Consider the following 26349-nt stretch of genomic DNA (forward strand, 5'->3'; position numbering starts at 1 on the left):
ATAGCAGTCATAGTTAAATGTCATTCTATCAATATACTAGAATCCTTCTTTGATTCTGCCCACCATAGACATTGATAGTTTGCGCCACATCGTGCGTAGGCAGAATATGTAGGCAACAGGTTAAATTTTTCTTATGCGTTTACGGTTTATTTAGATAGATTCTTTTGAATTATATATCCTACTTCAGCTATCGCGTCTCGCGATTCAGGCATCCAATTTCCGAAGCTCTGCCACACATGCCACATGCCTCTCCATACTTTGACCTGAACATCCACCCCCGAGATTCTTGCAAGGTTCGCTAAACGCAATGAGTCGCTTAGTAGAATTTCGTCACTACCGACTTGGATGAAAATTGGCGGTAAGCCTTTTAGTGAGCCAAAGAGTGGTGATATTTCGGCACTCTCTAGCGACATTGATCCTGCATAATCTAACGCCGCTTGAGCCACAAAGTCAGTGTTACTGAAGAATGGATCTTTTTTGAGCATTGTTTTGATTGATTCACCACTCAGGCTCAGGTCTGTCCATGGCGATAGACATATCAAGGAGCAAGGAAGCCGCTTGGATGTATCCCTTAAACGCATTGCAGTCGCTAAAGTTAAGCCACCTCCAGCAGAGTCCCCAATAATGATAATGCGGTCTGCTGGAATACTATGTTCAGCCTGAATCCATTCAAATGCTTTGGTAGCGTCATCGATTGCTGCAGGGTATGGATGCTCAGGTGCCAATCTATATTCAACTAACAAAACCCTTACTTTACTGCTTTTTGCAATATTAGAGGCTAGAGATCGGTGAGATTCTAACGACCCTGAAACATAAGCTCCGCCATGTAGATACAGCACAGCTTCATTGGCTTGTTCACCTTCCGGAATAAGCCATTCCGCTGGGCTTGCTCCCGCCACTGTAGGTTTAATATGAACACCTTCAGCATTTTTAAATCGACGCGAGTTTAGATCCAATGATTGACGTATATCATTAATTCCAAGAGGCTCGTGATTTTTTAGTGTCCTTCGCATAAAAAAACGAATTATATTACTTCGAATACTAGCCCGGATTTCTCATGAGGCCGGCAGGCGTGGCCGGTGAAGCCTCGGTGTATCAACAACCTGCCTTCCACCGCTAAAAATTGATCGTTTTTTATTCAATTCCCGCGTATGGGGCGCACTGCCCCCTTTCCCCCATTGAGCCGGGCCGGGGGCGCCCGCCTGTTCAGGTCGGCTTGAGGCGGGCAACCAGCCCCGCAAAGAGTTCCTGATGCGGATAGGCCTCGCTGATCAGCACGCGGATGCGCCGGCTGTTGCGAATGATCACCGCACCGATCTTGAGCAGTTTCAAGCGCAGGTTATGGATGCTCATGCGCGCCAATGCGGTGCCCTGGAGATGATCGCGTAGCCGTTCGAACAGCACATAGGCAAAGGCCGACAGCATCAGCCGCCACTGGTTGGTCCACCAGCGTGGGCTGGAGGTGCGGTCGGCGAACAGATCCAACTGTTGGTCCTTGATCCGATTCTCCATGTCGCCACGGCCGCAGTAGTCTTCGTAGTACTGCTGGGCAGCATCCTCGGCAAAGCGGGACACGACGATGAAGCGTGGATTGGCACCCTGCTCGCCATGTTCCAGGCGCGACACGACCAGGCGGCGCCTACGCCAACTACCGGCCTGATAGAGGAAGCGATACACGCCGGACATCTTCTGCCCGGTTTCTTGGTAGGCCTCGGCGACAGCTTGCATGGCCGGCGCCGCCATCCGCTGCAGGCGGGTGTTGCGGGCCAGACCCACCACATAATCCACCTGCTTGCGGTCACACCAGTCGAGCATGCGATGTCGGCAAAAACCGCCGTCACCGCGGAACACGATGCGGGTCTCTGGCCAGAAGCGGCGAATGAACTTGACCAGCAGTGCCAGGATGGCCCAACTGTGTCGGGCGCCATCGATGTTGCTCGGGCGCAAATAGCTCACCAGCAGATGGCGACCACAGAACACATAGAGCGGCAGGAAGCAGTAATGGTCGTAATAGCCATGGAAGAAGCGCCCTTCCTGATCACCATGCACCGGCACATCGGTCGCATCGAAGTCGAGCACGATCTCAGCCGGCGCCTGGTCATGCTGGGCGATGAAGTGCTCCCACAGCAGGCGATGGGCTTGCACCACCGTTTCGCGATCGGCTTGCTGTTCCAGGCGCCCCAGAGTGGATTTGCCGGCCAGCGGTTGCAGGCGGTTGACCGCAGTCTGCAGCGCGTAGTCATGGCGCAGGCCGTCATGATCGTTGAGATCCTCGTAGCCGGCGGCCAGTGCATAGATACGCTGGGCGAGCAGTGTCTGCAGTCCGTGCTGGACACGCCCAGGATCACGCCGATCGGGAACGATTTTGGCCAGGCGGCGGGTCAAGCCATGTTGCTGGTCGACCTCGCGCAGCAGCAACAAGCCCGCATCCGAGGTGATGTGACCACCGGTGAAAGAGGCCTCGACGAGGCGGCGAGAGAGGGGTGAAAAGTGGAGTTTTTCTGGTAGCATTTTGTGCGCGGCTGAAGACTTATGGGGCTTTGTTTGGCGACAAGAATCATAAGGCTTTCAGCCGTTTTTGTTTATGCGGTCATGAGAAATCCGGGCTAGGCATGTCTCTGATATCCATTTCGATTGATGTTGAGTGCAACCGTATCTGATTTTTTAATCCCAAAATGTAACCATTACCCAGGGCTAGCAATACTATCGGTGTAGGAGTGCGGCTCCTGATTGTAAATAGTAAAAGTGTGTGTAATGAGTGTCTCTTGGTATTAATTGCGTGCTCGGTCGGGTTTTTATTTTCTTACTGTAGGTGTGTTTCTTCTAGTGCAGTCGGTCATGTTATAAGAGGGTAAATGCAAGGGTTGTAAATTTTTATGTTTGAACTAGAACACCGGCTTTTAGCCGGTGTGATGTGTGGTTATATATTGTATGAAATGTAAATCATAAGATTTTATTTGGGTTTCCGGTTTCAATGTCGCCTATTTGTTCTGTATCGCTCGTAGTTGTGCGCCAAGTTCTGATTGGAGTATGTCCTTCCCTTGTCCAGTCTGGTGGCATAAAGAAATGCTTTATTCTTTCTGATACTGGGCCTGGAGCCATCGCATCTCGAAGCACATCCACTAATTCGTGAATATTTAAAATTAATGGATTGTTTGACTCGATTTGATTCGTGATGCCGTAAATGACTTTTTCTTGTTCCGGTTCAAATGTGCCGAATAATCGGTCAAATATTATGAGAGTTCCACCGTAATTCTTGTCAATGTATTTAGTGTTTTTTCCATGATGTACTCGATGGTGTGATGGAGTATTAAATATAAATTCAAACCAATTGGGGAGTTTTATTATTATTTCAGTATGTATAAAGTATTGGTACGCTAAGTTTACAGCTATAAGAGACCCAATTACGGCTGGAGGAACACCCAGGTAAGCGAGAGGTGCATAAAATACCCATGTTCCTACAACAGAGTTCAACATGCTTTGGCGTGCAGCAGTCGAAAAATTCATATTCTTACCACTGTGATGTGGTACATGCGCAGCCCAAAACCATCTAGCCCGATGAGATACTCGATGGAATACATAGAATGACAGATCGACTGCTAGAAATAGCGGGATGGCAGTCCAAAGATTAATGGTAATATCAAAAACACGATGCTCGTAGAAGAAAGTAAGAGCAATACCTCCGGTTACCATTGCCACAAGTGCTTCTGCTCCTAGATAGCTGAATCCTAATGAAAAGTTTGTGACTATCTCTTTCCAGTTAAATGATCTAGTGTCTCCATTTATTTTCTTTACGGTGTATTCAGTCATAAATGCAATTATGAAAATAGGTGTCATGGCTATTAAGAACAATCCTCCCCAGTCAACGTTATTGCCCATAAAAGATTGAATAAGAGAAAAAATACCTTGCTCTATATTTTCGTACATTATTAGATCACCTCTTTTTGTTTGTTTTTATATAAAAATGTAGTTGCTATAACTGCAGTTATAATCTCAAGTACTAATAGGGAGTTGTTTAGAGTGGAGGGTATGCCATCTATTAATAAGCCGACTGTTCGGCCAAAAGCTAGGCCTGCAGTTATAGCGAATAAGAAAATAAGCGAAGGTGTTCTGAATTTATTTTCTATAGCCCCATAAATAAATAGGAGCCCGAATGCAATGTGCATGCCGCCATAATTTGCATATAGTTCATTTTTCGCATTGGTTGTGTTTATACCAAGATCAAGGGCGGCGAGGGCTTGAATTGGGTCACTTAATGCATTTGCTCCAATAGCAAAAAATACCAAACCACTTACAAATAAATATATTTTGCAGCTCATTTTTAGTGCATCCTATTTGGTTTTGATCTATTATGCATAAGGCCAATGGAGTGGTATTGACATTTTCTTAAATAATTTTGCATTGTCTGCCATATGAAAAAAAACAACCTAGAAATAACAATAGATTCGTCCGCGATTGGTCTTCTGACTGTCTTTCTCGATTCGCAGCCGTCAAAGCCACTTCAACTCAATGAGCGGTTAATTATCCTGCGAAGAGAACGCAGGATACCTATAGAGATCTGGTGGTCTCTGTTAGATGATTTTCATGATCATTTCCCAATTGCTGGCCTTGGGCTAAAAATTGGCCAAGGCCTACAGGCTCATCATGCAGGCCTCCTCGGATATCTAGTAATGCATAGTTCCACTTTGGGACAAGCTTTATTACGATTTCATAGATTCCAACCACTTTTGCATAACCTAGTACCGACTGAGTTTAAGCTAGAAGATGATCGGCTAATTCTTGCTTGGGGTACTGCAAGAAAGTCTACGGGACTATCCGATGAGATTTTTGGGGTGGCTCTTTTAAAATTACTTCGTGATATAACCGGCGACGATTCTCTGAAGCCTTTACTCATCAGGCAACAGTGGCCAGAGCCACCGAATGTCGATTTGTATAAAGAATTTTTCTGTTGCGATTTTGAATTTAGCTCGCCGGTTAAAGAAATTCATTTCCCAAAAAAAATTACCTCACTACCCATCAGTACTCAGGATCCCCACCTATTAAGGTTGATGGAGAATCAAGCTGCAGCTTTGATTGAAGCGTTTCCGTGCCATGATAATTTTTTTGATTTGGTTAAAGATGCGATTTTAAAAGTTTTACAAGATGGCCCTCCAACAGCTGCTGCTGTCTGTAAGTATCTCGATACATCTGAGCGTACTTTCTATAGATATTTGGGAAGTCGGCGTATTAAATTTTCTGATATTGTTCGCTCTGTAAGATTTGAACTCGCTAAGTCGTATCTCGCAGATAGTAATATCTCATTAAACGAAATCGCAATGATTTTAGGATATGCTGACCAGAGTGTTTTTACTCGAGCGTTTAAGCAGTGGAGTGGTGAGGCGCCACTAAATTGGCGTAAGAAGAAAATGTTTATTTAAATTAATAGTATGTTGCTATTTAGTAGTTCAGCCTGTCTTGAAAATCCTTTCGTTTAATTCAGTCCGCGAAAGGCTGGCTGTCTGTCGCTTGTGCAGTTTCGTACCTGCATTCGCAGAGCGTATATCCCTCAGTTTGCTCAAATGGCGATGGTGATTATGTCAACTCATCTTTCTTAAGTCTGCCACCTTGCCGGCCTCTCGGCCCATGTGATTGAATTTAAATCACCCTGGCCTTTAACATTGCTTCTATTGTTTTAGCTAGAGTCTCGCTAACGCGCTGTGGTTGTGCATGCTTCTTACTCGATTTGTATTAGGGTAAGCAACTCGACACGCTACTCACCACGGAATTGGTCTTCATGTTGGTATTGACTTTCAGACGATTTTTCTCCGATCGGACAAGTCAATTACAAACGCTGGTGCAACAGCCTTTACTGTCAGTTCGAGACACATATGCCCGTTTTGTCTAAAACTAGACATTTATAGATGGGTTGGCCGATGCTTTTTTCGGTAGCTAGTAGTCGCGTTCACCCTACTGAATCACCTAGCATGCGCACTACGGAGCTTGCCTGATGAGAAAGAAATATGGAGAGCAACAGGATTTGAAAGGGTTGACTAAAACTCGGTACCCCAGCATATATTGAGAGTCCCAGCGTTGGTGGTGCCTTTTGGTCTTTTTCGGCATTCTCAAAGTCTCAAGAGAGCGAATTACTCACTATGACCTGAGTAGGCCCCTCTATCGAAGGCAGTGTTAATCCTTAGGTGATACCTGGATACAGTATCGTTTGTCTAAAACGCCGTAGTGTCCGCCTTCGGCCAGAGGCTGACCATGGGCATGCTGCGGCTCCATCAGTAATATGCACACAACCCATGTCGCTTTTACTCCTTGCCTCATGTCGCGTTTCCAGAGCGCCACTCAAGCTAAATAAGGAGTTGTGCATAGACAAGGAGCTTTACCAGATACAAGAGACACCAAGCATTGCGCAGGGTGCCCCTCCTATAAACTTGCTATCCCTTTTTGAGTATATTTGCCGTAGTACGGTTATTGTTTCTTGGTTTGCGCGGAAGTGTCACAGGTCTCTAGGCGGTTACTTTTTAGGTACTGGCAATCAAGACTAATGAACATCTCTCGTGAGGTGCAGTAGCGCTGTTGATACTGGAGAAACAGCGCGTCAATTTCTCCGGTTGCATAGATAGCGGCGATGCCACGTTCGAATCGGTCGCGCATTGCTTCATCGAGAAAGCCGAACCAGTATTGGTTCACTGCCGGAAGGATGTCGTGATATTCAAACGACTCGAATACTTGGCTGATTTGCGTCGGCGAGCTTTCGTTGGCGAGGTTAAAACAGAAAATGTCTGGCTGCGAAATAATCACGTCGGCACGATTTAGTGACAGCATTCGTGATGGCATATGCAGTAGTTCTAAATAGGCGCGATTGTGATTGGCCATAGCAGCAAACTCGGCGTCTAGATACAGGCTTGCCTCCTGGAAAGCCACAACCCGCAGTTTACCTAGGTCGGCAATGCTGTTTAGCTTTAGGTGTTTATTTTTGGAGGTGATGGCCTGGTTGCGAAAGGGCATTACCGGCCAGTGGCTTTTACGTTGGTGACTTTGTTGCCGGGCTTGTCATCAGTGAGCACATCCACCAATCCTGACTTGAACGCTAATGCTGTGCGCTTCGAGGATAGAAAGACGAACGTGACCGGCGTCGATTGGCTGGCAAAGGCGGCCCGAATAATTTCGACCTGCAGACTCGAGCCGGAATCCGGCAAGGTAAAGGGTTGCGTTGCATGATCGACAGCGACCATGACGGTTCTTTCACCCGCCAAACAGGTGCTTACTGCGATTGTCAGCAAGATGATCGATGCGCAAACCGAGGTCAGAGCTAGGCGGGGCAGCAGCATCATGGCGTTATTATCCAGTGTTAACTGAAACCAGAGCGCAGTTCATTTGCGCAGGAGCAGGAGCAGGCAAGGCATTGGCACGCAATACTATTTCACTGACCAGCGACATCTATGACTCGGGCTTATAGCCGATTGCTTGGAGGCGTGTGAATCGCCTCGAATTTTGTAAGCACATCCGAGCGACTGCTTCTGGCCGGGGGGCGGCCTGTCACCATAGGCTGGAGTCGGCCAAAAGCAGACCATCAGAAGTGTCTACGAAACTCGGGGCGATTCAGAGTGGGTACCTTAGTGCTTGAGGAAAAACTTCGGGTTAGGTGTTGTCTGGCGTGACTTAGCGCAGACTCCAAACTGCTCAAATCAATCAAGACGGCTTTTCTGTGGCTGCGTAAAGAGAGCCCTTGGTCGTCCTCAAAGCGAAGGCTTGCGGACAAATGTACGCCCACGTTGTTCGCCTTTTCGCAGATGTAGCTGCGAGGGTGTTGATCCTTGCAGATATCTTTCAGAAGAAATCGTGTGGCGCTGAACAGGCTTGCTCTGTCGATGATCGACAGAGCTGTTTCGGATATCTCTATTACTTCACGTAACGCGCATATACGGGCATCAAAAGCGTTCATCAACGACTCCATACGCTAGATAGATTTTTATCCCGAGCAATCTCCTTGGGTTGCTGGATAGAGTACCTTCCCGATCTACGGTTGTGCTGCTGTGACGAACGCCGGGTAGGCAAAATTCAAAGGGATCGAAAAGGTAGTGCGCGCATGGAATATCACATTTTCAACATTGATGAGCCGTACACCAACACCTGGTGGCATGAGCTTCGCACTCGAAGTGTTATCACTGCAGGCTTCTATTCAGAGCCCGGTGACCGTGGTGACGAAATTCTCCATGACATGGCTGAAGGCGACTGGCTGATCGCCTACTGCAACCGTCGCGGTTATGTCGGCGCTGGGGTCGTTAAGCCTATTGAGACCTATGTCCTCCATGAAGAAGGTGTTCTTGGATCGCAGTCGAGCAACCGCCATGAGCGCGGTGTTATTTGGCTACATGCTGTTGATGATGTCGCTCATGCAGTTCTTCTGTCGGAGCTTCAGCAATCCGCTCCTAGGCAGACAAAAGAGCGTGAGCGAGACGTTGCTTTAGCTGGAAAAATCATCGAGCTGTTAGCGGATCGAAGTAGGGCACGAGAGCGTGCAAAATACTGGCTTGTGCTTGATGCTGTACGGGCATTGGGAGGGCCATGCTCGGTAAGCGATATACAGCGCTGGTTGAGCCTGCATTACCCTCAGAAGCGCCTTGGTGATACCGAGGAGAATGTCAGGCTGCTGACAGTGAATGATGCGAACCGCCGTCACTATGATCCCAATCGCAAAGACTTCAGGAGCGATCAAGGGAACCCCAAGGACGCGCTTTTCCGTACGACTGTTGGGCGTCGGGTTTTCTACGACTTCTACCGCCCAGCTACGGACGGGATCTGGGATGTCAATAGTCCAGACGGAGCGCTCTTCCTGGCCATTCTGGTTCAAAGGAGCGATGTTGAGCAGGCACTTGCTAAGGCTCAGCAGCTTGTGGGCGATGAGCCAATCGCTGCCATCGAATCAGACGAGGATGCCAGGGTTCGAGAGCTTCGCGCTGTAGTGATGCGTGAGGGGCAGGGGGAATTCAAGAAGAGCCTCCTCGATGCTTACGAGCGCAAATGCGCGATGACTGGCTGTGCTGTTGTTGAGATACTGGAAGCCGCCCACATCAAGCCCTATCGGGGCCCTGAGACCAATCGCACCGATAATGGGTTGTTGCTACGAGCGGACATTCATACCTTGTTCGACAAGGGGCTGATTTGGGTCGACGAGCACTTCCTGATTCAGATATCAGACCGGTTGCACGGCAGCGACTACGCCGTGCTATCTGGCAGGCCCCTGCGCATGCCAACCCATTCTCCGAGTAGGCCGCATCCTGATCACCTTGAAGCCCACCGCCAGGCGGTAATCTAAAGAAGGCATGCGATGTGCGGTTCAGTGGACTGAATCGCCCCGGCACCTGAGAGAATGGCTGCATGGCATGGTTAACGCGCGCATCAGGCTTGTTGGTGGCGGACATCGATAATCTATCCTCGGTTGACGATCACTGTGATGATACAGAGTCGGATGATCACCCCAGGGCGCTGCGATGACTGGCCAGAAGAGAAACGTCGAAGAGTATGTACGAGCGCTCGCTTCGGCGCACGGCGTGACGCCCGAAGAGGATGCCTATGGCCGTATGGCACACGTGCTCACGAAGCTTTCGGGCGACGATGTCGAGCTTGATGAAGTGGAGCGGCTGCTGGTTGGGCTAAAACGAAATGGAGTGATCGCGAAGACCGAAATGCTGATGCTGCAGCTCGAGTATCTTAGTGGTAAATGTGGCTAGCACGGGGAGATAGGAATGACTGTTTACTGCGATCTCGAAATGGATACGGAAACCGCCCTTGAGCTGCTTGGCTTCCTCCAACTCCACCGGGAGTCGACGCCCGCGCTTGCACCGCTGTTCTGTCAATCAGCATCCAAAACTTTCCAGGTAACAGCGTCCAAAAGTTTCCAGTTGCTCAGGTGCTTTTCACCGCCTTTTTGCGTTGCTTGAAGCGGAACGAGTCGTTGCCGGTTTCGAGGATGTCGCAGTGGTGAGTGATGCGGTCGAGCAATGCTGTGGTCATCTTGGCGTCGCCGAAAACGCTGACCCATTCACCGAAGGACAGGTTGGTGGTGATGATCAACGAGGTCTTCTCGTAGAGCTGACTGATCAGGTGAAACAGCAGTGCTCCACCCGAGTCGGGGAAGGGTAAATAACCCAGCTCGTCGAGGATCACCGCGTCGATATGCAGCAGCTGCTTGGCCAGATTGCCGGCCTTGCCTTGCTGCTTTTCCCGTTCCAGTTGGTTGACCAGATCCACGGCGTTGTAGAAGCGCACGCGCTTGCCCTGGTGAATGGCCGCCACACCCAGCGCGGTGGCCAGGTGGGTTTTGCCGGTGCCGGTGCCACCGACCAGGATCAGGTTATGCGCGCTGTCCATGAAGGTGCTGCTGGCCAATTGCTGGATCTGCCCGTGATCGAGCGGGGTTTCCTGCCAGTCAAAACTACTGAGGTCGCGATGGATCGGGAAGCGGGCGGCCTTGAGTTGATAGCGCAAGCTGCGCACCTGGCGATCTGTTTGCTCAGCCTCAATCAGCCGATCCAGCCAGACTTCCGGGCGCGCGGGCTGGCGCGAGGCTTCGGCCTGCAACTCCAGCAAGGCGCTGGCCATGCCATACAGGTGCAGCGCTTTCAGGTGAGTGACGCGATCAATGGACATAGTGCGTGCCCCGCAGTTGTTCGTAGCGCTGGCAATCGGCGAGCGGCTCGACCCGTAGCTGTAATTGCTCGGGCAAGCTCAGTTGTGGCGGACGTGTCGGGGCGATCAACCGGCGCAGCTCATTCATCACCAGCGAACCGCTAACGACGCCGCACTCCAGCGCCAACTCGCAGGCCACTTGCAGCGGTTCCAGGCCAGCGTCGCGGGCAACCAGCAACAACTCGACGAAGGCGCGATCACCGCGTGGCTGCTTGAGCAGGCGCGCACGCACCTGTTTGATCGACGCCGGCAAGTCCCATTCAACGAAGGGCGCGCCGTTACGCAGCGCGCCTGGCTTCTTCTCCAGCACTGGCAGGTAATGCCAGGGATCGCAGACTAACTGATCACGACCAAAGCGCCGCTGATGCTCGGCGATCACCTGGCCAGCCGCGACGATGCGCACTCCAGTCGCACTACAACGCACGGAAACGGCCTTGCCTGCCCACTCGGCGGGGACGCTGTAGCGGTTGCGATCAACCCGCACCAGGCAGGTGCTGGAGACGCGCAGCATCTGCTCGACATAACCGTCGAAGGTGGCGCTGATGGCCCGCAGGTGAGCGCGTTCATGGGCCAAGCACTCGGCAATGCATTGGCCGGTGTCAGTGGGATGCTTGCGCTGGGCTAACTCCTGGCAACGGGTGGCCAGCCAGTCGTTCAAGTCCGCGAAGCTGGCAAAGCGTGCCATAGGCGTAAACAGCCACTCGCGCACGTTACCGACCTGACTCTCGACCTGCCCCTTCTCCCAGCCCGACGCCGGCGTACAGGCTACCGGCTCGAACAGGTAATGATTGGCCATGGCCATGAAGCGCCGGTTGAAGGTGCGTTCCTTGCCAACCAGGATCGCTTCAACCACGGCCTTGAGGTTGTCGTAGATCAGCCGCTGCGGCACGCCGCCAAAGAAGGTAAAGGCGCGATTATGCGCATCGAAGACCATCTCCTGCGTCTCGCGTGGATAGGCCGCGACGAACATCTGCCGGCTGTAGCTCAGGCGGAAGTGCGCGACCTTGACCGTCTGCACCACGCCCGCAATCTCGACCTGCTCATGGCTCCAGTCGAACTGGCAGGCATCGCCAGGCGCGAACACTAACGGTACAAACGCCTGCGTAGCCGCTGGGCGGGCCTTGCAGGTTTTCCACTGCTTCACGAAACGCTGCACGCTGTCATAGGCGCCGCGATAACCCTCGACCTGCAAGCCTTCATACAACCGCCGAGCCGTGCGCCGCTGCGCCTTGGGCAGGTGCTGCTCGGTAGTCAGCCAGGCTTCGAGTGTGGCTTGGAACTCGCCCAGCTTGGGCGCAGGTTGTTGCTGACGCTCATAAACCGGCGCAGCTGTGCTGTGCAGATGCTTGCGAACGGTGGGACGGGAAAGGTTAAGGCTGCGCGCAATGGCGCTAATGCTCTCGCCACTGACCAAGTGCCGCCGCCGAATTTCGGCAATGATGTCCATCGATAACACCCCAGATTCTCCGGCCAAAAGACCGGATGGTTGCACACACCGGGGTGGAAACTATTGGACGCTGTTTACCCCGGGAATCTGGAAAGTTTTCCACGCTGTTTCACACCCCCATGTTCCGGTAGCCCAGTTGAAGGAGTTTAAGCACTATTCCTGGCGGCCCTTGAGTTCATATGTGCACGGTGGGATTCACGCAGTGAATCGCCATGGCCGAGGGTTCCCGCTAGAGCTTGTGTGCATGCAGGTACGGCACTCCAATGGGCCGCTAGGCCTTGTAGGAAGCCTGCTACTGGTCATGGCAGGCTTGTCTCCAGAACAGCAGGTCATGGCAAAGCTATTCGAGGAATTCGAGGCGTGTTTTCCACCGGTTAGCGTGTAGCTAATTTTTGGTGGGCTCCTTTGAGGAAGGCATGGGCTTCATTAAGTCACTCTTCTTAAACCCGGCCAGGGATGCGTTGTAAACAATTAATCGATACAGTTCTGCAAGCTTGGAATTAAGAAGTTTGAGCTCCTCAATTTCCTTCTCGAGACGCGCAATGCGCTCAGCACCGTCCTTAATAGTCTTGGGGCGCGGAAGGTTATCGATCCGCTCTTGCTCTCTACGCAATACGTCCTTTTTCGCCTGATATGCAAGTTTGATAGTGGTTTTTTTGTTTAGTGCCTGACGAGTTGGAGGTTTGTCCCAGTTGAGGATTTCTTGCGCGCCTAGGCAAATAAGATTCCAGTCGAGTTTATGCTGCCTATCCCAGTTATGGATCATTCTGCAGATGTCGCGAGTCTGCTGATCCGTGATTACTTTCGGCATATAAGTCTCTTTAGTGAGTTGCTCAGACCAGCATTTTCAGGCATTCAATGAGGTCGCCGCCAAACTCTAGCGCGAGCTTTTCTCTGTCCAATAGTTCAACGCCAGCCTTCGCTGCCTGATCCTGAACAATCAGCGACTCATGATTAAAGTCGGTGCCAGTGAGCGCAATCGGAGTTCCGTCCGGAATATCAGGATTCTCCATGATGCCTACTAGCTCATCTAGGCGCTGGATCTGGGGTGTTGCCTTCTGCATCCAAAGCGATGCCGAGCGCTCACCATTCTGTATTGCGACCCTGGCAGCTTCGAACGTACGAACCATGTTATCCCGGTCGCCTTTTATCGCTGCTAAGGCAATCTTATCGCCCTTGCACGCTAGTAATTCGGAGCAGTTCGTACAATCCGCGAACTTGTTGCAGGGGCCGGCCCGCCAGGATCTCCGGCAAATACCATAGCGGCTCCGGTGAAAGGGGCCATATCCGTAGCTGGTAGCTTCTTCCTCGGTTACGGGCGCAAGCGTCTGATGCTCTTGCTTCGTGCTCATGATCAGCGAGGATCGTTCGAGTTTTTGGTCGTGTGTCTCGTGCAAGTACGTTCTGGTCTGACGCACGGATGCGCGCGAACTCCACTCCGTCAATTCGTCAATCGACATTCCATATTGCTTAGCGAGGCGGTTGATGAAGTGGCGCAAGCTATGGGAGTTCAGTCGCAGCGGGTTGAAGCCATGCTTGGTAAAAAAGCACAAAGGGCGCTGATTTTTTCGATCAAGCTTGACCACGCCGTCTAGTCGTTTCCGATAGAAGTCCGGATTGAATGGGGCAAGCAGGACAGGGCTTGTGCTTACGCGCGCGCCCAACTGAAGCCGCCTGAAGCACATAAGCGACTCGCTCATTTTTAGTGGCTTGAGGTCTTCCTGGGCGCGCTCCTGATAGGGGAAGTGTGGGTTGTTCTCGCGATGCTCAGCGAGAACAATTTCCCAGAGGGAGTCTAGAGTGAAGCCGGTTAGGGAATAGTTGCCGGTGTGCTTGCGCATGAAGTCTTCGCATGCCTTGCGGTGCATGAAACCGAGGGCTTGAGCGACTTGGTCACGAGTCAGTTCCTGATCATCAGGTACGTCAGGGCATGTCGAATGTCTATAGAAATGCTTAGGGCTGGTTTCCATGTATACAGCGAGGCGACGGCCTTCCTCTGTAATACTTATGAGTCGTTCGATAGCCTCCCGTGCGACCTCTGCTATGGTTGTCGGTACGCCTTTACGCGTGTAGCTGCGTGTCTTGGGGACGTAGTAGGCCAGGTAGCGCTGCGGATCGCCGTTCTTATCTGCATCTGTCCTCAAACAGTCGGTTCGCCAGCGGAGCGATTCTCCGATCCGCATGGGAGCGGAGAGCAGCAACGCGGTGATCGAGGTGACCATAATGTCGCTGTCATCAAGTTGACTAAGCGGCTTGCTGAATATGTCTGCAATGCTGAAAAATGCGTCTTGATCAGCAACTTTTGCTATCTTGACATCAGCTGGCGCATTGCTGCCCCGGACGTTGTCGTAAGACTTCTCCTTGACATACGGGTGCTGCCAGCGGATGACTTCCGCAGGAACAATAAGCTTTTCAGACAGTAAGGCGAGAATTTGAAGTAGTGACGCAAGAATTGCCTGCCGCCCAGACATATGCTCGACCAATTCAGCCGCTCGCTGAAAGTGCCGGAATTGCACATCAGTGACGTCGGGGACATCCATGTCCTCTGTCAGCGCTTTGTCTAGCGCTCTGAATGCCTGCAGTTCCCGGGCGAGGTTTCCGTGGGGCTTGAGCGTATGGCGATAGCGGAGGTACGATTTTATTACATCAATCAGGGCCGGATGAATAAGTTCTCGGTCGCTCGGAGCGACAGATGGGTGCATTCCTGCATTATCTAGATTGGTGAATCTTACGCGAGCGCCTCTAGATGGATTCGGCCAGTAAGCTGATTCCCACGAGAAGCCACTTTCTTCTTGCCACAGTGTTAACTCATTCTGGCAGTATCTAACGAAATTTCTGAGATTGGTCGTAGGGCTAAGTAGCGGATTTGGATTGAAGCTAACGAGCTTGAGGTGAGCTACCACTACTTATCCCCGCGTTTAATCTTGCAGAGCTCAATACAACGCTCAACGGCACGGATATCTTCCGAGAGGTCTATCGGGATGAGAAGATTCCGGAGGCTGCCAGGTTTAATCAGCGCGTGCTCTTGGGCCTGCCGGTAGTGCAGCGCATTCAGCACTTCTTCGTGAGGAGCACCTGCAATGGGCTCGAAATTCTTGCAGCGATAACAAGGGATAGGAATAGAGGTAGTCGCACAAAAACTGAACTTTCCGCACCGCCCGAGATACTCCAGTCGTTCATCTCCTGCGAACTCAAGGCGCTTGGACGGATCGCTGGGATGAGTAGCTTCAGCATCGGTGGCAATGATCTTTCCATGGAACGCTTGTGCAATAGGAGCTAGACCCTTGCCCATGATCTCGTCAAACCGACGAGCATCTTCGGCAGGATCATCGTAATAGGCATCAATGGCGGTATCTTCATTGTGCCCCAGCCAATAGGACAGAATTGCCTTAGGTACCCCCTGGCGAGCTAGCTGCCTCGCTCGGGTATGGCGGAGACGCGTAGCAGTCACGATGATTGGTTGATTCGTTCGTGAGCTGGTCGGTCGCCGAAGCAATTCTCTTTCATCTTTCCGAAGTCTTCGGCCAGCGCCTGTTCCTGCCATGTCAAACTCAAAAGCTATGACCCTTCCCACTTGCAGGGGGATTAGGTGAAATAGCTCATCATCGAGGCATTGGGAGGGATTTAAGTTTAGCTTTTCTTCTAACATTTCTGCAGCTGCAGCAATGCGTCTGCTATTCGTGAACACTGGAAGCTTGACGGCATCTGAGTCGCTCAGTTCCAGATTTAGTGTCTTTTCAAATAGAGCCTTAATTTCTTTGCGCTGGATTTTCAGCATGTCCCAAAGGTGCTTAGCAATGGGATGTGCTTCAACCTTTCCTGCCCTGAATTCAGAGCCGGCGTCTCTCTCTTTTGCTGCAGGAAAATGAATTTCGTTATCCGGTAACTCGCTTATTACTTTCTGCGTGTCTGACTTCAGATCGCAGAATTTCAGGCTGGCGAGCTGGGATGGGCGGCGAGCATACTGAGCTGATAAAAGTCTAATCAGGGCAGTGCTGGTACTGTTCGTCAGGTCGTAATGATTCCAACTGTATCGGACAATATCATCATACTCTTGATCGGTGAGCCAGCTTTTTGTCGGGTCATCAGACTCAACGTTTCGGGAGGATTGTTTCGGGTAAGCTGCCTGTAATAAAAAATTTAGCGCATCGTTTGTCACTAGGCCTGGGTGGCGATCATTTAAGAACTCTAAAAAATTGCATATTTGACGCTTTGAGCGCCGGAATGAGATGTTCTTTAGCGAGTGGCTTGCCCAAGTTACATCGAGCTTATTGGGGGAGAGCTCTTTACTAATGGCGCGCAGTATGCGGGCTACATGCATGACAAGTTCTAACCCAGGCTGTTTACTGTCGGCATACAGCAGAAAAGCTTCTTTGAAGGCATCGCTTGATGCTGCCGTAAAGCCTTGCAGGAATAGAGATAGGTCGGTGTCAGATCGACCTAGTCTGACTAAGACATTTCCCTTCCAGAAGATGCGTCCATCAATTGTTGATCGAGTCGTTGCATTTAGGTCAAGTGCTAGTTCGTTTGTGCTAATTGCGTCGCGGTCAGAAAGTAGATCTTCTTCTGCGGTGAGTGCTACATTTTTTTTGGTGGTCGCATAATTCATTTTTCATCGGCGCTCGGTATCGAGGGCTATTTTTCGCCCAACTTCCATTGCTTTTTCTTTTCTGTGGCGCTGATTATATATTTTTGCCATTTTTGACTCGGGAACCCACCCCATAGCTTCGCATCGTGCTTCGTTCTCCTCGGTTTCGGACATGCCCATTTCGTCTGCTTTAATAGAGAGTCGATAGTTCCAGTCATGCCGAAAGGCGTGAGGATGGAGGCCCGCTACAGCTGGGAAGCAAGACCGAAAATATGCAAAGGCAGAATTAAATCCATTTATGGTCAGGGGTGTGCCTTCATGCGCCCTAGAGTGGTGTACGCAGAAGATGAATGAGTCATCAGTGTGGCCTGCATTTCGTAGTTCAGCACGATAGCGAACTCTGTACTCAATCATTTGTTGTTCGAGTTGTTCTGAAATGGGAAGGGTTCGCCCAAGCGTTTTTGCAACAGGCTGATTAAGTCTGCGATCTAGCTCATCGCTGTGATTACGCTCAACAACGAGGTAGGCACTTTGGCCGCCGCTAGATTCAACGAAGTTCTTGAGCTTCAATGCAAGAAGTTCGCCTCTCCGCATGCCGGTTTCGTAGAGGATACGCAGCATTACTGTGTTGCGAAATCGAGTGGATTTGTAAATCTCGGTGATTAGACCCTTAAAAGGATCGTGGAATATGGAAAGAAGTTCTTCTCGCGCCATCTCTGGCAGCTTTTCTTCCAAGAGCTTCTGTTCTCGCCGTGCTTTGGAACCGGCTCGCTTAATAATCTTCCTGTCAAGCCGTCTGGCCTGATCTTCGACCAGCTTCCGGGTGTTCAAATCATTACGGTTTGGCAGTAGCTCGTCTGTCAGCCACTCTATATATGCGGTGATGTTAGCCCAATAGTTATTAAACTTAGTGCTACTAATTACGTCGTTTGCTTTGCCGGTGCGGCGAGCGAGGACATGCACGGCTAAATCATCAATTTCCCTGGCAGCCAGCAGCTCTCCAGCGAGGAGCATTGTTTCAACACTTTTTAGTCGGTCACGTTCCCACTCGCACAGCCGGCGGATCGATTCCAGTGCAACCAGCTGAGTGGCGTGGGTCTTGTCCATGCGTAAAGAGCGTGCAGCGAAGGCTGTCGGATAGAAAAGGGGGATCCCGCGTTCGTCAGCGCCATAGAGCAGTGAGAACCGTTCACCGCTTTTTTCAATGTAGTGCTTTATCTGGAATGTCATGTTTACATAATGACCGGTATATAACGGTAGAGCAAGCGTTGTTTACAGATTAATTTTTCGGTTGGATGGTTGTTTTGCGTGTGGTATCATTGTTTTAGAGGCTTCCAGAGGTTTTTAATTTTCATGGTTTACAAAAGTGCTCCTGCAAGAACCGTAGTACTCGATACCGAAACCACCGGTATGCCGGTGGCCGATGGTCACCGGATCATCGAAATCGGCTGTGTTGAACTGATCGGCCGGCGTCTGACCGGGCGGCACTTTCACGTTTACCTGCAGCCTGATCGCGAAATTGACGAAGGCGCGATTGCGGTGCACGGCATCACCAACGACTTTGTCAAAGACAAGCCGCGCTTCAATGAAGTCGCCGATGAGTTCTTCGAATTCATCAAGGGCGCGCAGCTGATCATTCACAACGCGGCGTTCGACGTTGGCTTTATCAACAACGAATTTGCCCTGGTCAAGCAGGACGACCGCGCCGATATCAGCGAGCACTGCTCGATCCTCGACACCCTGATGATGGCCCGCGAGCGCCATCCAGGGCAGCGCAACAACCTCGATGCCCTGTGCAAACGCTATGGCGTTGATAACTCTGGTCGTGATCTGCACGGCGCTTTGCTCGACGCCGAAATTCTGGCTGACGTCTACCTGACCATGACTGGTGGACAGACCAATCTGTCCCTGGCTGGCGATGGCTCGGAAGGCGACAGCAATGGCCGTCAGCAGCCCAGTGCGATCCGCCGTCTGCCTGCTGAGCGTGCACGTACGCGGGTGATCCAGGCCAGCGCTGCAGAGCTCGCCGAGCACGCGGCGCGTCTGGCGATCATCGAAAAATCTGCAGGTGCGCCGCCGCTCTGGGTGCAAATGGAGCAGCCCAAGGCTGAGGTATAAGAACGTCGCGAGTTATCCACTCGCGACCTTTTCGTACAGCGTCACGCAGAGGGGGTTCCGCCTGGCGGAGCCAGCCTCTACCCTGAGGCGATAGGCAGGCTCAGCCTGTCACACTCAGGGACGCCACAATGTATAAAGACCTCAAGTTCCCCGTCCTGATCGTGCACCGTGACATCAAGGCCGATACTGTGGCCGGTGACCGGGTGCGCGCCATCGCCCAAGAACTGGAGCAGGACGGCTTCAGCATTCTGTCTACCGCCAGCTCCGCCGAGGGGCGCATCGTCGCTTCCACGCACCACGGCCTGGCCTGCATCCTGGTCGCGGCCGAAGGTGCGGGTGAAAACAAGAACCTGCTGCAGGACATGGTTGAGCTGATCCGCATCGCCCGCCGTCGTGCGCCACAGTTGCCGATTTTTGCCCTCGGTGAGCAAGTGACCATCGAGAATGCGCCTGCTGAGGCCATGGTCGATCTCAATCAGTTGCGCGGCATCCTCTATCTGTTTGAAGACACCGTGCCGTTCCTGGCCCGCCAGGTGGCCCGCGCGGCGCGCAATTATCTGGATTGCCTGTTGCCGCCATTCTTCAAGGCGCTGGTGCAGCACACGGCGCAGTCCAACTATTCCTGGCACACACCTGGCCATGGCGGTGGTGTGGCCTATCGCAAAAGCCCGGTGGGGCAGGCGTTTCACCAGTTCTTCGGCGAAAACACCCTGCGTTCCGACCTCTCGGTGTCGGTGCCTGAGTTGGGTTCGTTGCTCGATCACACCGGCCCGCTCGCCGAGGCTGAAGCCCGCGCGGCGCGTAACTTTGGCGCCGATCACACCTATTTCGTGATCAACGGCACCTCGACGGCAAACAAGATCGTCTGGCACAGCATGGTCGGTCGGGATGACCTGGTACTGGTGGATCGCAACTGCCATAAGTCGATCCTGCATTCGATCATCATGACCGGTGCGATCCCGTTGTACCTTTGCCCAGAACGCAACGAGCTGGGCATCATCGGGCCGATTCCGCTGAGCGAATTCAGCCGTGAATCGATCCAGGCGAAGATCGATGCCAGCCCACTGGCACGCGGTCGTGTGCCGAGCAGCAGCGGGGCGATGGTCAAGCTGGTGGTGGTGACCAACTCGACCTACGACGGCCTTTGCTACAACGCAGAATTGATCAAGCAGACCCTGGGCAACAGCGTTGAAGTGCTGCATTTCGACGAGGCCTGGTATGCCTATGCAGCATTTCATGAGTTCTATGCCGGGCGTTACGGCATGGGCACCGCACGTACCGAAGCAGCGCCGCTGGTGTTTACCACGCACTCCACCCACAAATTGCTGGCCGCATTCAGCCAGGCTTCGATGATTCATGTGCAGGATGGCGGTGTGCGCCAATTGGATCGGGATCGTTTCAACGAAGCCTTTATGATGCACATCTCCACCTCGCCGCAGTACGGCATCATCGCCTCGCTGGATGTGGCTTCGGCGATGATGGAAGGTCCAGCAGGCCGCTCACTGATTCAGGAAACCTTCGATGAAGCGCTGAGCTTCCGTCGCGCCCTAGCCAACCTACGGCAGAACCTAAGTGCTGATGATTGGTGGTTTAGCATCTGGCAGCCGGCCAAAGCCGAAGGCACCGATGATGTGGTGACTCAGGATTGGCTGCTGCAACCGCAAGCCGACTGGCACGGGTTTGGTGATGTGGCTGAAGACTATGTGCTGCTTGACCCGATCAAAGTCACGCTGGTCACGCCTGGACTGACCGCCGACGGCAAACTGGACGAGCGGGGCATTCCGGCTGCCGTGGTCAGTAAGTTCCTCTGGGAGCGTGGCTTGGTGGTGGAGAAGACCGGGCTGTATTCCTTCCTGGTGCTGTTCTCGATGGGCATTACCAAAGGCAAGTGGAGCACGCTGCTGACCGAGTTGCTGGAGTTCAAGCGCAGCTATGACGCCAACTTGCCGTTAAGCGATGTATTGCCGTCTATCGCCCAGGCTGGCAGGACGTTTTATCAGGACATGGGGCTGCGTGACCTGTGTGATGCGCTGCATGCCTGCTACCGCGAAAACGCCACGGCCAAGGCGCTCAAGCGCATGTACACGGTACTGCCGGAAGTGGCGATCAAACCCGCTGATGCCTACAACCAACTGGTACGCGGCGAAGTCGAGGCAGTGCCGATTGAGCAGCTGGAGGGGCGGATCGCTGCGGTGATGCTGGTGCCCTATCCGCCAGGTATTCCGCTGATCATGCCAGGCGAGCGTTTTACTGCGCAGACGCGTTCGATCATTGATTACTTGGCCTTTGCCCGTACCTTTGACCGCAGCTTCCCTGGTTTCGATGCCGATGTGCACGGCCTGCAGCGTGAGAATGGCGTCTACACCGTGGACTGCATCAAGGCCTGATCCTGCTCTGGCCTGTACCTTTGCCCGGCGGCACCAGCGATATGCGCTGGTTTGCCGCCAGTCTTTCTCAGTAGATCAAGCGCTTATCGCCGATAAGTAAAAATTGAGCTTAACTTTGATGACGTGGCCTGCGTCACAGTGGCCAGCATCGACATTTGTCGGTTGGTTGTTATAGTTGCTCGATTTTTACCCTAATAAGATTCTACGCGCTCCGCGCCCTTGCTGAGGATGACTGCCGTGTCCGACTACAAAGCCTTTAATGTCGAGTTGGCAGATAAGGTCGCCCACGTGGTGATTAACCGCCCAGAAAAAGTCAACGCGATGAATGCGGACTTCTGGCGCGAGATTATCGAGATCTTCCGCTGGATTGATGACACCGATGAGGTGCGTGCGGTGGTGATCTCCGGCGCGGGCAAACATTTCTCCTCCGGCATTGACCTGATGATGCTCGCGTCGATTGGCAGCCAGCTGGGTTCGGATGTCGGTCGCAATGCCGAAAAGCTGCGGTGCAAGATTCTTGAACTGCAAGCCTCGTTCAACGCTGTAGACAATTGCCGTAAACCGGTACTTGCAGCCATTCAAGGCTACTGCCTGGGTGGCGCGATTGATCTGATTTCGGCCTGCGACATGCGTTACTCGACGGTCGATGCGCAGTTCTCGATCAAGGAAATAGATATTGGCATGGCCGCCGACGTGGGTACCTTGCAGCGTCTGCCGCGCATCATTGGTGATGGCATGATGCGCGAGCTGGCCTTTACCGGCCGCACCATTGAGGGTGAGGAGGCACGCAGCATTGGCCTGGTCAATCGTACCTATGCCGATGTCGATGCCTTGCTAGAAGGCGTGATGGGTATTGCCCGTGAGATCGCCAGTAAGTCGCCGGTCGCCATCCGTGGCACCAAGGAAATGATTCGCTACATGCGCGATCACCGCGTCGATGATGGCCTGGAATATATCGCCACCTGGAACGCCGCCATGCTGCAATCGGCCGATCTGCGGGTGGCCATGGCCGCTCATATGAGCAAGCAGAAACCGGAGTTTGCCGACTGATGTTGCCCTTCCACCTGTCTTTTTTCCTAACGCGGGAGGCGCAATAGCTCATGGTTTCTGGAGCCACGTCGCTTAATCTGGTGCGCGATGAGTTGTTTGCCACCATGGAAGAGGCCGAGTCGAGCCTCGAACACTTTATCGCCGACCGTCACAACGGCAGTCTGTTGCAACAGGCCGTGGAAAACCTGCATCAGGTACGCGGCACGCTGAATCTAATTGAGCTGGCAGGTGCCGAGTTACTGGCCCAGGAAGTGCTGGATCAGGCCACTGATATTCCCGCCGGTGCCGGCGAAGAGCGCGATGCGCAGCTTTCCGCCCTGAGCAACGCATTGCATGTGCTGCGCCGTTATCTGGAAAACGTTGAAGCCCACCGTCAAGAAATGCCGGAGCTGTTGCTGCCGGCGATCAATGATCTCCGTCAGGCCGGCGGGCAGTCCGCCTTGCCAGAAAGCTTTTTCTTTAGCGTGCGCCTCGACCACGCCCGCCCGCGCACCTCGCCGCCCTCGGTTGATGGCGCTGCCCGTGAGAGCGAAGCGCGTCGTTTACGCCACATGTATCAAGTGGGGCTGCTGGGCTTTATCCGTGAGCAGAACCCACAAGCCAGTCTCAAATTGATGGGGCGTGCACTGAGTCGTCTCGATAGCTTGTTTGCCAACGAGCCGCGCGGTCGCCTGTGCTGGGTCGGTGCAGCGGCTGTTGAGGCGCAGGTCGACGGTCAGCTGCTGGCGCGCAAGTCGCGTAAACAGCTGTTTTCGCGAATTGACCGCGAGCTCAAGCAACTCTTCGTCAATGGGCAATACGAAGCGCCTCGTGGGTTACTCAAAGAGTTGCTCTACTTGGTGGCCCTGGCCGACAGTCGTGGGCCGCAAGCGACCGCCCTAAGTGAAGTGTTCGGTTTGACGCCGTTACCCTTTACCGATCACCTGCTGGAAGAGGAATACCAGCGCCTGGCAGGTCCCGGGCAGGCCGTAATGCGCTCGCTGAGTTCGGCGATCCGTGAGGAGCTCAACAGCGTCAAGGATATGCTCGACCTGATCGAGCGCGGCACCCTGCAAAGTGACAGCCTCAACAGCTTGCATGCCCTGCTGGGTAAGCTGAGTAAGACCTTGGGTATGGTTGGCCTCAGTTCGGCTGGCAACTCCCTAAACGCTCAACTGCAGACTGTCGCCAGCTGGAGCGAGGAGAGTGCGCCGCAACCGCAGGAGCTGCATAAACTGGCCGATGCGGTGCTGTATGTCGAAGGCATGGTTGCCAGTCTGGATCGCGGCGAGCGCCGTGAAGTAAGACCCACGCAGGCTCAGCCTGGCGAAGAAGCTGACTCCTTTGCCCTGCACCAGCTCAATGAGGCCCGTATTGTGGTAGTCGATGAGGCCCAAGCCGGGCTGGCTCTGGCCAAGCGGGCAATTACCGCCTATCTCGAATCGGGCGGCGAGCGCATGCATCTGTCGAATGTTCCGTTCAGTTTGCAAGCCGTTCGCGGTGGGCTGTGGTTCCTCGGTCAGGAACGCGCCGCCCAGCTGGTCGGTGCGTGCGCCGATTACATTCAACAGCATATGTTTGACGCGCCGCACATGCCGTCCGAGCAGATGTTGGAAACCCTCGCCGATGCCCTTAGCAGCCTTGAGTACTACCTCGAAGCCGGGGCAGTGATGCGTCCGGAAACCCAGCCCAGCGTGCTTGATCTCGCGGCAGAAAGCGTGCGTGCCCTGGGCATGCCGCTGGAGGTGTGAGCATGCTCCGCTGGCAACCTACACTGCTTGACAGCCAGCAGCCTGGTGGCTGGGCGGTTGTGCACTGCAAACAGCATTTTCTAGCAGACAGCAACGGTGTGCTGTTTCCCCGTGAGTGGTTAAAAAAGCAGGATTTACCGATCATCGCTGAGCATGGCTTAGGCCACTTTGATGGCGACGCTGTTTATCTGCTGGAGTTGAGTCAGCCATTCGACATCCCGGGCTGCGCCTGGCAGAGCCTTCGCCAATTTATGCTGCAAGGCGATGCCGATACCTTCAAGTTGCTCAGCTACGCCACCCAGATTGGCACTTGGGCCAGTCAGCATCGTTTCTGTGGCAGCTGTGGTGGATCGATGCAACATATGCCGGGCGAACGCGCGATGCACTGCATACGCTGTGAGCTGCATCATTACCCGCGGCTTTCACCCAGCATGATTGTGCTGGTTACTCGCGGCGATGAGGTTCTGCTGGCGCGCTCGCCGCGCTTTGTGTCCGGGGTTTACAGCACTCTGGCAGGTTTCGTGGAGGCGGGGGAGTCGGTCGAGCATTGCGTAGCCCGTGAAGTACGCGAAGAGGTCGGGGTCGAGATCAAGAACCTGCAGTACCTGGGTAGCCAGGGTTGGCCGTTTCCGCATTCGCTGATGCTGGGCTTCCATGCTGAATACGCCAGTGGCGATATCGTCATGCAGGTCGATGAAATCGAGGATGCGCAGTGGTTCAGTGTGCATGACCTGCCGCCACTGCCGGCTTCGCGTTCGATTGCCCGTTATCTGATCGACGTCTATGTGGCGCGCCGTCTAGGCCAGCCCGAACCAGTGCTGCCAGGCTAGGCGTACGGTCAACGCCAGGACCACCAGAATAAATACCGGGCGGATAAACTTCGATCCGCCCTTGATCGCGGTGCGTGCCCCGAGAAACGCCCCAACCATCAACGCCAACCCCATGCAGATACCCAGCAGCCAGGCCACTTGTCCGCTGATGATAAATACGGTCAGTGCGCAGATATTGCTGACGAAGTTCATGCTGCGGGCCACGCCGCTGGCTTTGACCAGGTCAAGCGGGTAGAGCAGCAGGCTACTGACCGTCCAGAAGGCACCCGTACCAGGGCCTGCAACCCCATCATAGAAACCCAGGCTGAGGCTTTGTGGCCACTGCCGGCCTTTGGCAATCGGCGCTTCGGCAAGCAGCGGCGCATCCGGTGTTTTGCCAAACAGCAGGTACAGGCCGCAGCCAAATACCACGGCGGGTAGCAGCTGGTTCAACCACTCCGACGGCAGCCATTGCGCCATCGCGGCTCCGAGAAGCGCGCCGACGGCCGTGCCAATCAACGCGTTGCGCCATTGGCCGGGGTCAAACAATTTGCGCCGGTAGAAGGTGTAGCTTGCAGCAGCCGAGCCAAAGGTCGAACTGAGTTTGTTGGTGCCCAGAGCCAGGTGCGGCGGTAGGCCGGCCGTCAGCAGCGCCGGGATGGTCAGCAGACCGCCACCGCCGGCAATTGCATCGATAAAGCCAGCAATAAACGCGACCATGGCGAGAATCGCCAGTGTGCTTAGATCAACGCTGAGTTCAAACGGGAAAGCCATTTAAAAACACGTCCTGTGTCTAATTGTGGTGTTCTCTGGCTGTTCTATAGCCAGGTAGCTGCGCATAATGCCGGCAATCTCACGCATAAGGAATGCACGGCAATGCAATACGGCGGACTGGCATGGGCAACGGCATTGCTAGGGTTATTGGCGGCGTTTGTTGCGGCGCGCATCCTGTTCAATCGTCACTGGTTTCTCGGTTGGTTGCGTGGCACCTGCGGCCTGGCATTTCTCGCCTTGGCGGCGCTGGTTGGTCTGTTGGCCAACGATTTGCGCAGCTACGCAGCAATTCCTGAAGGTAAGCCGCTGGCCACGTTGAGCTTCAAGGCTGACGGCCCGCTGTATCGCGTCAGTGTGCTGGAGGGCGGTCGTGAGCGCACACTGACCATGGAGGGCGACCTCTGGCAGCTTGATGCGCGATTTCTGCAGTGGAAGGGGCTGGCCGAGTTGATTGGTTTGCAGCCAGGTTATCGCCTGGAAAAGCTCTCAGGGCGTTTTCTTTCCATCGAACAGCAGAGCCTGGCGCAGCATACCCGTGTCGAGCTGGCGCACAGCCCGTATGGTATCGATCTTTGGCGCTGGCTGCGGTTGGGTCAGCATGATCTGTTTATCTTCGATCCACAGGCGCGCCGGGTAACGTACCTGCCGCTGGCCGATGAGGCGGTGTACAGCATCAACCTTACACCTGCTGGCTTGCTCGCCGAGCCAATGAATCCGGCGGCCAAGCAGGCGCTGAAGGACTGGCAGTAAATTCCAGGCTGCAAAA

At 53.4% G+C, this 26349-nt stretch carries 22 protein-coding genes; 9 read left to right on the forward strand and 13 right to left on the reverse strand.

All coding sequences use genetic code 11. The features are described 5' to 3' along the window. Positions 1-146 precede the first annotated feature (146 nt). The 4 genes from HBN63_RS11845 to HBN63_RS11860 form a co-directional block, all read right to left on the reverse strand. Positions 147-1013 carry an alpha/beta hydrolase gene (locus tag HBN63_RS11845; protein WP_170049549.1) on the reverse strand — a complete coding sequence of 289 codons (867 nt, stop codon included), beginning with the start codon at positions 1011-1013 and terminating at the stop codon, positions 147-149. Positions 1014-1206: 193 nt separating this feature from the next. After that, positions 1207-2511 carry an IS1380-like element ISPa33 family transposase gene (locus HBN63_RS11850; RefSeq protein WP_038409882.1) on the reverse strand — a complete coding sequence of 435 codons (1305 nt, stop codon included), beginning with the start codon at positions 2509-2511 and terminating at the stop codon, positions 1207-1209. 432 nt (positions 2512-2943) lie between these two features. Continuing rightward, a complete protein-coding gene (locus HBN63_RS11855; RefSeq protein ID WP_079984710.1) occupies positions 2944-3927 on the reverse strand; it encodes a sterol desaturase family protein in 984 nt (327 codons plus the stop codon). A gap of 2 nt (positions 3928-3929) precedes the next feature. Beyond that, complete coding sequence (locus HBN63_RS11860; RefSeq protein WP_071535718.1) at positions 3930-4319, reverse strand: DUF4345 domain-containing protein; 390 nt, start codon at positions 4317-4319, stop codon at positions 3930-3932. Positions 4320-4412: 93 nt separating this feature from the next. On the opposite strand from HBN63_RS11860, the gene HBN63_RS11865 reads away from it, so the two are divergent. Further along, positions 4413-5417 carry an AraC family transcriptional regulator gene (locus tag HBN63_RS11865; RefSeq protein WP_071535719.1) on the forward strand — a complete coding sequence of 335 codons (1005 nt, stop codon included), beginning with the start codon at positions 4413-4415 and terminating at the stop codon, positions 5415-5417. Positions 5418-6456: 1039 nt separating this feature from the next. On the opposite strand, the gene HBN63_RS11870 is transcribed toward HBN63_RS11865, so the two are convergent. Then, positions 6457-6996, reverse strand: a complete 540-nt coding sequence (locus HBN63_RS11870; protein WP_055984944.1) for a hypothetical protein — start codon at positions 6994-6996, stop codon at positions 6457-6459. Further along, positions 6996-7322 carry a hypothetical protein gene (locus HBN63_RS11875; protein WP_055984948.1) on the reverse strand — a complete coding sequence of 109 codons (327 nt, stop codon included), beginning with the start codon at positions 7320-7322 and terminating at the stop codon, positions 6996-6998. The genes HBN63_RS11870 and HBN63_RS11875 overlap by 1 nt, the downstream gene beginning before the upstream one ends. Before the next feature lie 755 nt (positions 7323-8077). On the opposite strand from HBN63_RS11875, the gene HBN63_RS21690 reads away from it, so the two are divergent. Next, positions 8078-9307 carry an HNH endonuclease gene (locus HBN63_RS21690; protein ID WP_201011727.1) on the forward strand — a complete coding sequence of 410 codons (1230 nt, stop codon included), beginning with the start codon at positions 8078-8080 and terminating at the stop codon, positions 9305-9307. Positions 9308-9482: 175 nt separating this feature from the next. Beyond that, positions 9483-9722 (forward strand): hypothetical protein, encoded by a 240-nt coding sequence (locus tag HBN63_RS11885; RefSeq protein WP_055985741.1) that lies wholly within the window; start codon positions 9483-9485, stop codon positions 9720-9722. 175 nt (positions 9723-9897) lie between these two features. On the opposite strand, the gene istB is transcribed toward HBN63_RS11885, so the two are convergent. From istB to HBN63_RS11915, 6 genes are all read right to left on the reverse strand, one after another. Further along, positions 9898-10641 carry an IS21-like element helper ATPase IstB gene (gene istB, locus HBN63_RS11890; RefSeq protein WP_055985738.1) on the reverse strand — a complete coding sequence of 248 codons (744 nt, stop codon included), beginning with the start codon at positions 10639-10641 and terminating at the stop codon, positions 9898-9900. Next, a complete protein-coding gene (gene istA / locus HBN63_RS11895) occupies positions 10631-12136 on the reverse strand; it encodes an IS21 family transposase (RefSeq protein ID WP_154100871.1) in 1506 nt (501 codons plus the stop codon). The genes istB and istA overlap by 11 nt, the downstream gene beginning before the upstream one ends. A gap of 376 nt (positions 12137-12512) precedes the next feature. Next, complete coding sequence (locus HBN63_RS11900) at positions 12513-12938, reverse strand: hypothetical protein (protein WP_055985733.1); 426 nt, start codon at positions 12936-12938, stop codon at positions 12513-12515. Positions 12939-12960: 22 nt separating this feature from the next. Then, positions 12961-14829 (reverse strand): integrase, encoded by a 1869-nt coding sequence (locus HBN63_RS11905; RefSeq protein WP_234493349.1) that lies wholly within the window; start codon positions 14827-14829, stop codon positions 12961-12963. Positions 14830-15029: 200 nt separating this feature from the next. Further along, the gene (locus tag HBN63_RS11910; RefSeq protein WP_154100872.1) at positions 15030-16736 is read right to left on the reverse strand and encodes a site-specific integrase; all 1707 of its coding nucleotides are present in this window, start codon (positions 16734-16736) and stop codon (positions 15030-15032) included. A 3-nt stretch (positions 16737-16739) separates the two neighbouring features. Beyond that, the gene (locus HBN63_RS11915; protein ID WP_055985726.1) at positions 16740-17945 is read right to left on the reverse strand and encodes a site-specific integrase; all 1206 of its coding nucleotides are present in this window, start codon (positions 17943-17945) and stop codon (positions 16740-16742) included. 123 nt (positions 17946-18068) lie between these two features. Between HBN63_RS11915 and dnaQ the strand changes: the two genes are divergently transcribed. From dnaQ to nudC, 5 genes are all read left to right on the forward strand, one after another. Next, the gene (dnaQ, locus tag HBN63_RS11920; protein WP_170049550.1) at positions 18069-18833 is read left to right on the forward strand and encodes a DNA polymerase III subunit epsilon; all 765 of its coding nucleotides are present in this window, start codon (positions 18069-18071) and stop codon (positions 18831-18833) included. Between the two features lie 128 nt (positions 18834-18961). Continuing rightward, the gene (locus HBN63_RS11925) at positions 18962-21220 is read left to right on the forward strand and encodes an Orn/Lys/Arg decarboxylase N-terminal domain-containing protein (RefSeq protein WP_170049551.1); all 2259 of its coding nucleotides are present in this window, start codon (positions 18962-18964) and stop codon (positions 21218-21220) included. Between the two features lie 237 nt (positions 21221-21457). After that, positions 21458-22270: a crotonase/enoyl-CoA hydratase family protein gene (locus HBN63_RS11930; RefSeq protein WP_170049552.1), complete on the forward strand. Its 813-nt coding sequence runs from the start codon at positions 21458-21460 to the stop codon at positions 22268-22270. A gap of 50 nt (positions 22271-22320) precedes the next feature. Next, on the forward strand, positions 22321-24000 hold the full coding sequence (locus HBN63_RS11935; protein WP_170049553.1) for a ferrous iron transporter B: 1680 nt from the start codon (positions 22321-22323) through the stop codon (positions 23998-24000). Positions 24001-24002: 2 nt separating this feature from the next. Then, positions 24003-24830: an NAD(+) diphosphatase gene (gene nudC, locus HBN63_RS11940; protein WP_170049554.1), complete on the forward strand. Its 828-nt coding sequence runs from the start codon at positions 24003-24005 to the stop codon at positions 24828-24830. On the opposite strand, the gene HBN63_RS11945 is transcribed toward nudC, so the two are convergent. Beyond that, on the reverse strand, positions 24798-25583 hold the full coding sequence (locus HBN63_RS11945; protein ID WP_090255844.1) for a TSUP family transporter: 786 nt from the start codon (positions 25581-25583) through the stop codon (positions 24798-24800). The two genes, nudC and HBN63_RS11945, sit on opposite strands and share 33 nt — an antisense overlap. A 102-nt stretch (positions 25584-25685) precedes the next feature. Here HBN63_RS11945 and HBN63_RS11950 point away from each other — a divergent pair, with 102 nt between their 5' ends. After that, positions 25686-26333, forward strand: coding sequence for a hypothetical protein (locus HBN63_RS11950; protein WP_170049555.1), 648 nt, complete (start codon positions 25686-25688; stop codon positions 26331-26333). The last annotated feature ends 16 nt before the right edge of the window (positions 26334-26349 follow it).

It is taken from the genome of Pseudomonas sp. WS 5011, assembly GCF_012985775.1.
GTDB lineage: Bacteria > Pseudomonadota > Gammaproteobacteria > Pseudomonadales > Pseudomonadaceae > Aquipseudomonas > Aquipseudomonas peli.

Coding starts and splice junctions, on each gene's coding strand:
- HBN63_RS11875 (WP_055984948.1), bottom strand. CDS start 7,322: ATGATGCTGCTGCCCCGCCTAGCTCTGACCTCGGTTTGCGCATCGATC.
- HBN63_RS11945 (WP_090255844.1), bottom strand. CDS start 25,583: ATGGCTTTCCCGTTTGAACTCAGCGTTGATCTAAGCACACTGGCGATT.
- HBN63_RS11925 (WP_170049551.1), top strand. CDS start 18,962: ATGTATAAAGACCTCAAGTTCCCCGTCCTGATCGTGCACCGTGACATC.
- HBN63_RS11915 (WP_055985726.1), bottom strand. CDS start 17,945: ATGACATTCCAGATAAAGCACTACATTGAAAAAAGCGGTGAACGGTTC.
- HBN63_RS11870 (WP_055984944.1), bottom strand. CDS start 6,996: ATGCCCTTTCGCAACCAGGCCATCACCTCCAAAAATAAACACCTAAAG.
- HBN63_RS11900 (WP_055985733.1), bottom strand. CDS start 12,938: ATGCCGAAAGTAATCACGGATCAGCAGACTCGCGACATCTGCAGAATG.
- HBN63_RS11865 (WP_071535719.1), top strand. CDS start 4,413: ATGAAAAAAAACAACCTAGAAATAACAATAGATTCGTCCGCGATTGGT.
- HBN63_RS11845 (WP_170049549.1), bottom strand. CDS start 1,013: ATGCGAAGGACACTAAAAAATCACGAGCCTCTTGGAATTAATGATATA.
- HBN63_RS11885 (WP_055985741.1), top strand. CDS start 9,483: ATGACTGGCCAGAAGAGAAACGTCGAAGAGTATGTACGAGCGCTCGCT.
- dnaQ (WP_170049550.1), top strand. CDS start 18,069: ATGGTTTACAAAAGTGCTCCTGCAAGAACCGTAGTACTCGATACCGAA.
- HBN63_RS11855 (WP_079984710.1), bottom strand. CDS start 3,927: ATGTACGAAAATATAGAGCAAGGTATTTTTTCTCTTATTCAATCTTTT.
- istB (WP_055985738.1), bottom strand. CDS start 10,641: ATGTCCATTGATCGCGTCACTCACCTGAAAGCGCTGCACCTGTATGGC.
- HBN63_RS11910 (WP_154100872.1), bottom strand. CDS start 16,736: ATGAATTATGCGACCACCAAAAAAAATGTAGCACTCACCGCAGAAGAA.
- HBN63_RS11905 (WP_234493349.1), bottom strand. CDS start 14,829: ATGCACCCATCTGTCGCTCCGAGCGACCGAGAACTTATTCATCCGGCC.
- HBN63_RS11850 (WP_038409882.1), bottom strand. CDS start 2,511: ATGCTACCAGAAAAACTCCACTTTTCACCCCTCTCTCGCCGCCTCGTC.
- HBN63_RS11860 (WP_071535718.1), bottom strand. CDS start 4,319: ATGAGCTGCAAAATATATTTATTTGTAAGTGGTTTGGTATTTTTTGCT.
- nudC (WP_170049554.1), top strand. CDS start 24,003: ATGCTCCGCTGGCAACCTACACTGCTTGACAGCCAGCAGCCTGGTGGC.
- HBN63_RS11935 (WP_170049553.1), top strand. CDS start 22,321: ATGGTTTCTGGAGCCACGTCGCTTAATCTGGTGCGCGATGAGTTGTTT.
- HBN63_RS21690 (WP_201011727.1), top strand. CDS start 8,078: ATGGAATATCACATTTTCAACATTGATGAGCCGTACACCAACACCTGG.
- HBN63_RS11950 (WP_170049555.1), top strand. CDS start 25,686: ATGCAATACGGCGGACTGGCATGGGCAACGGCATTGCTAGGGTTATTG.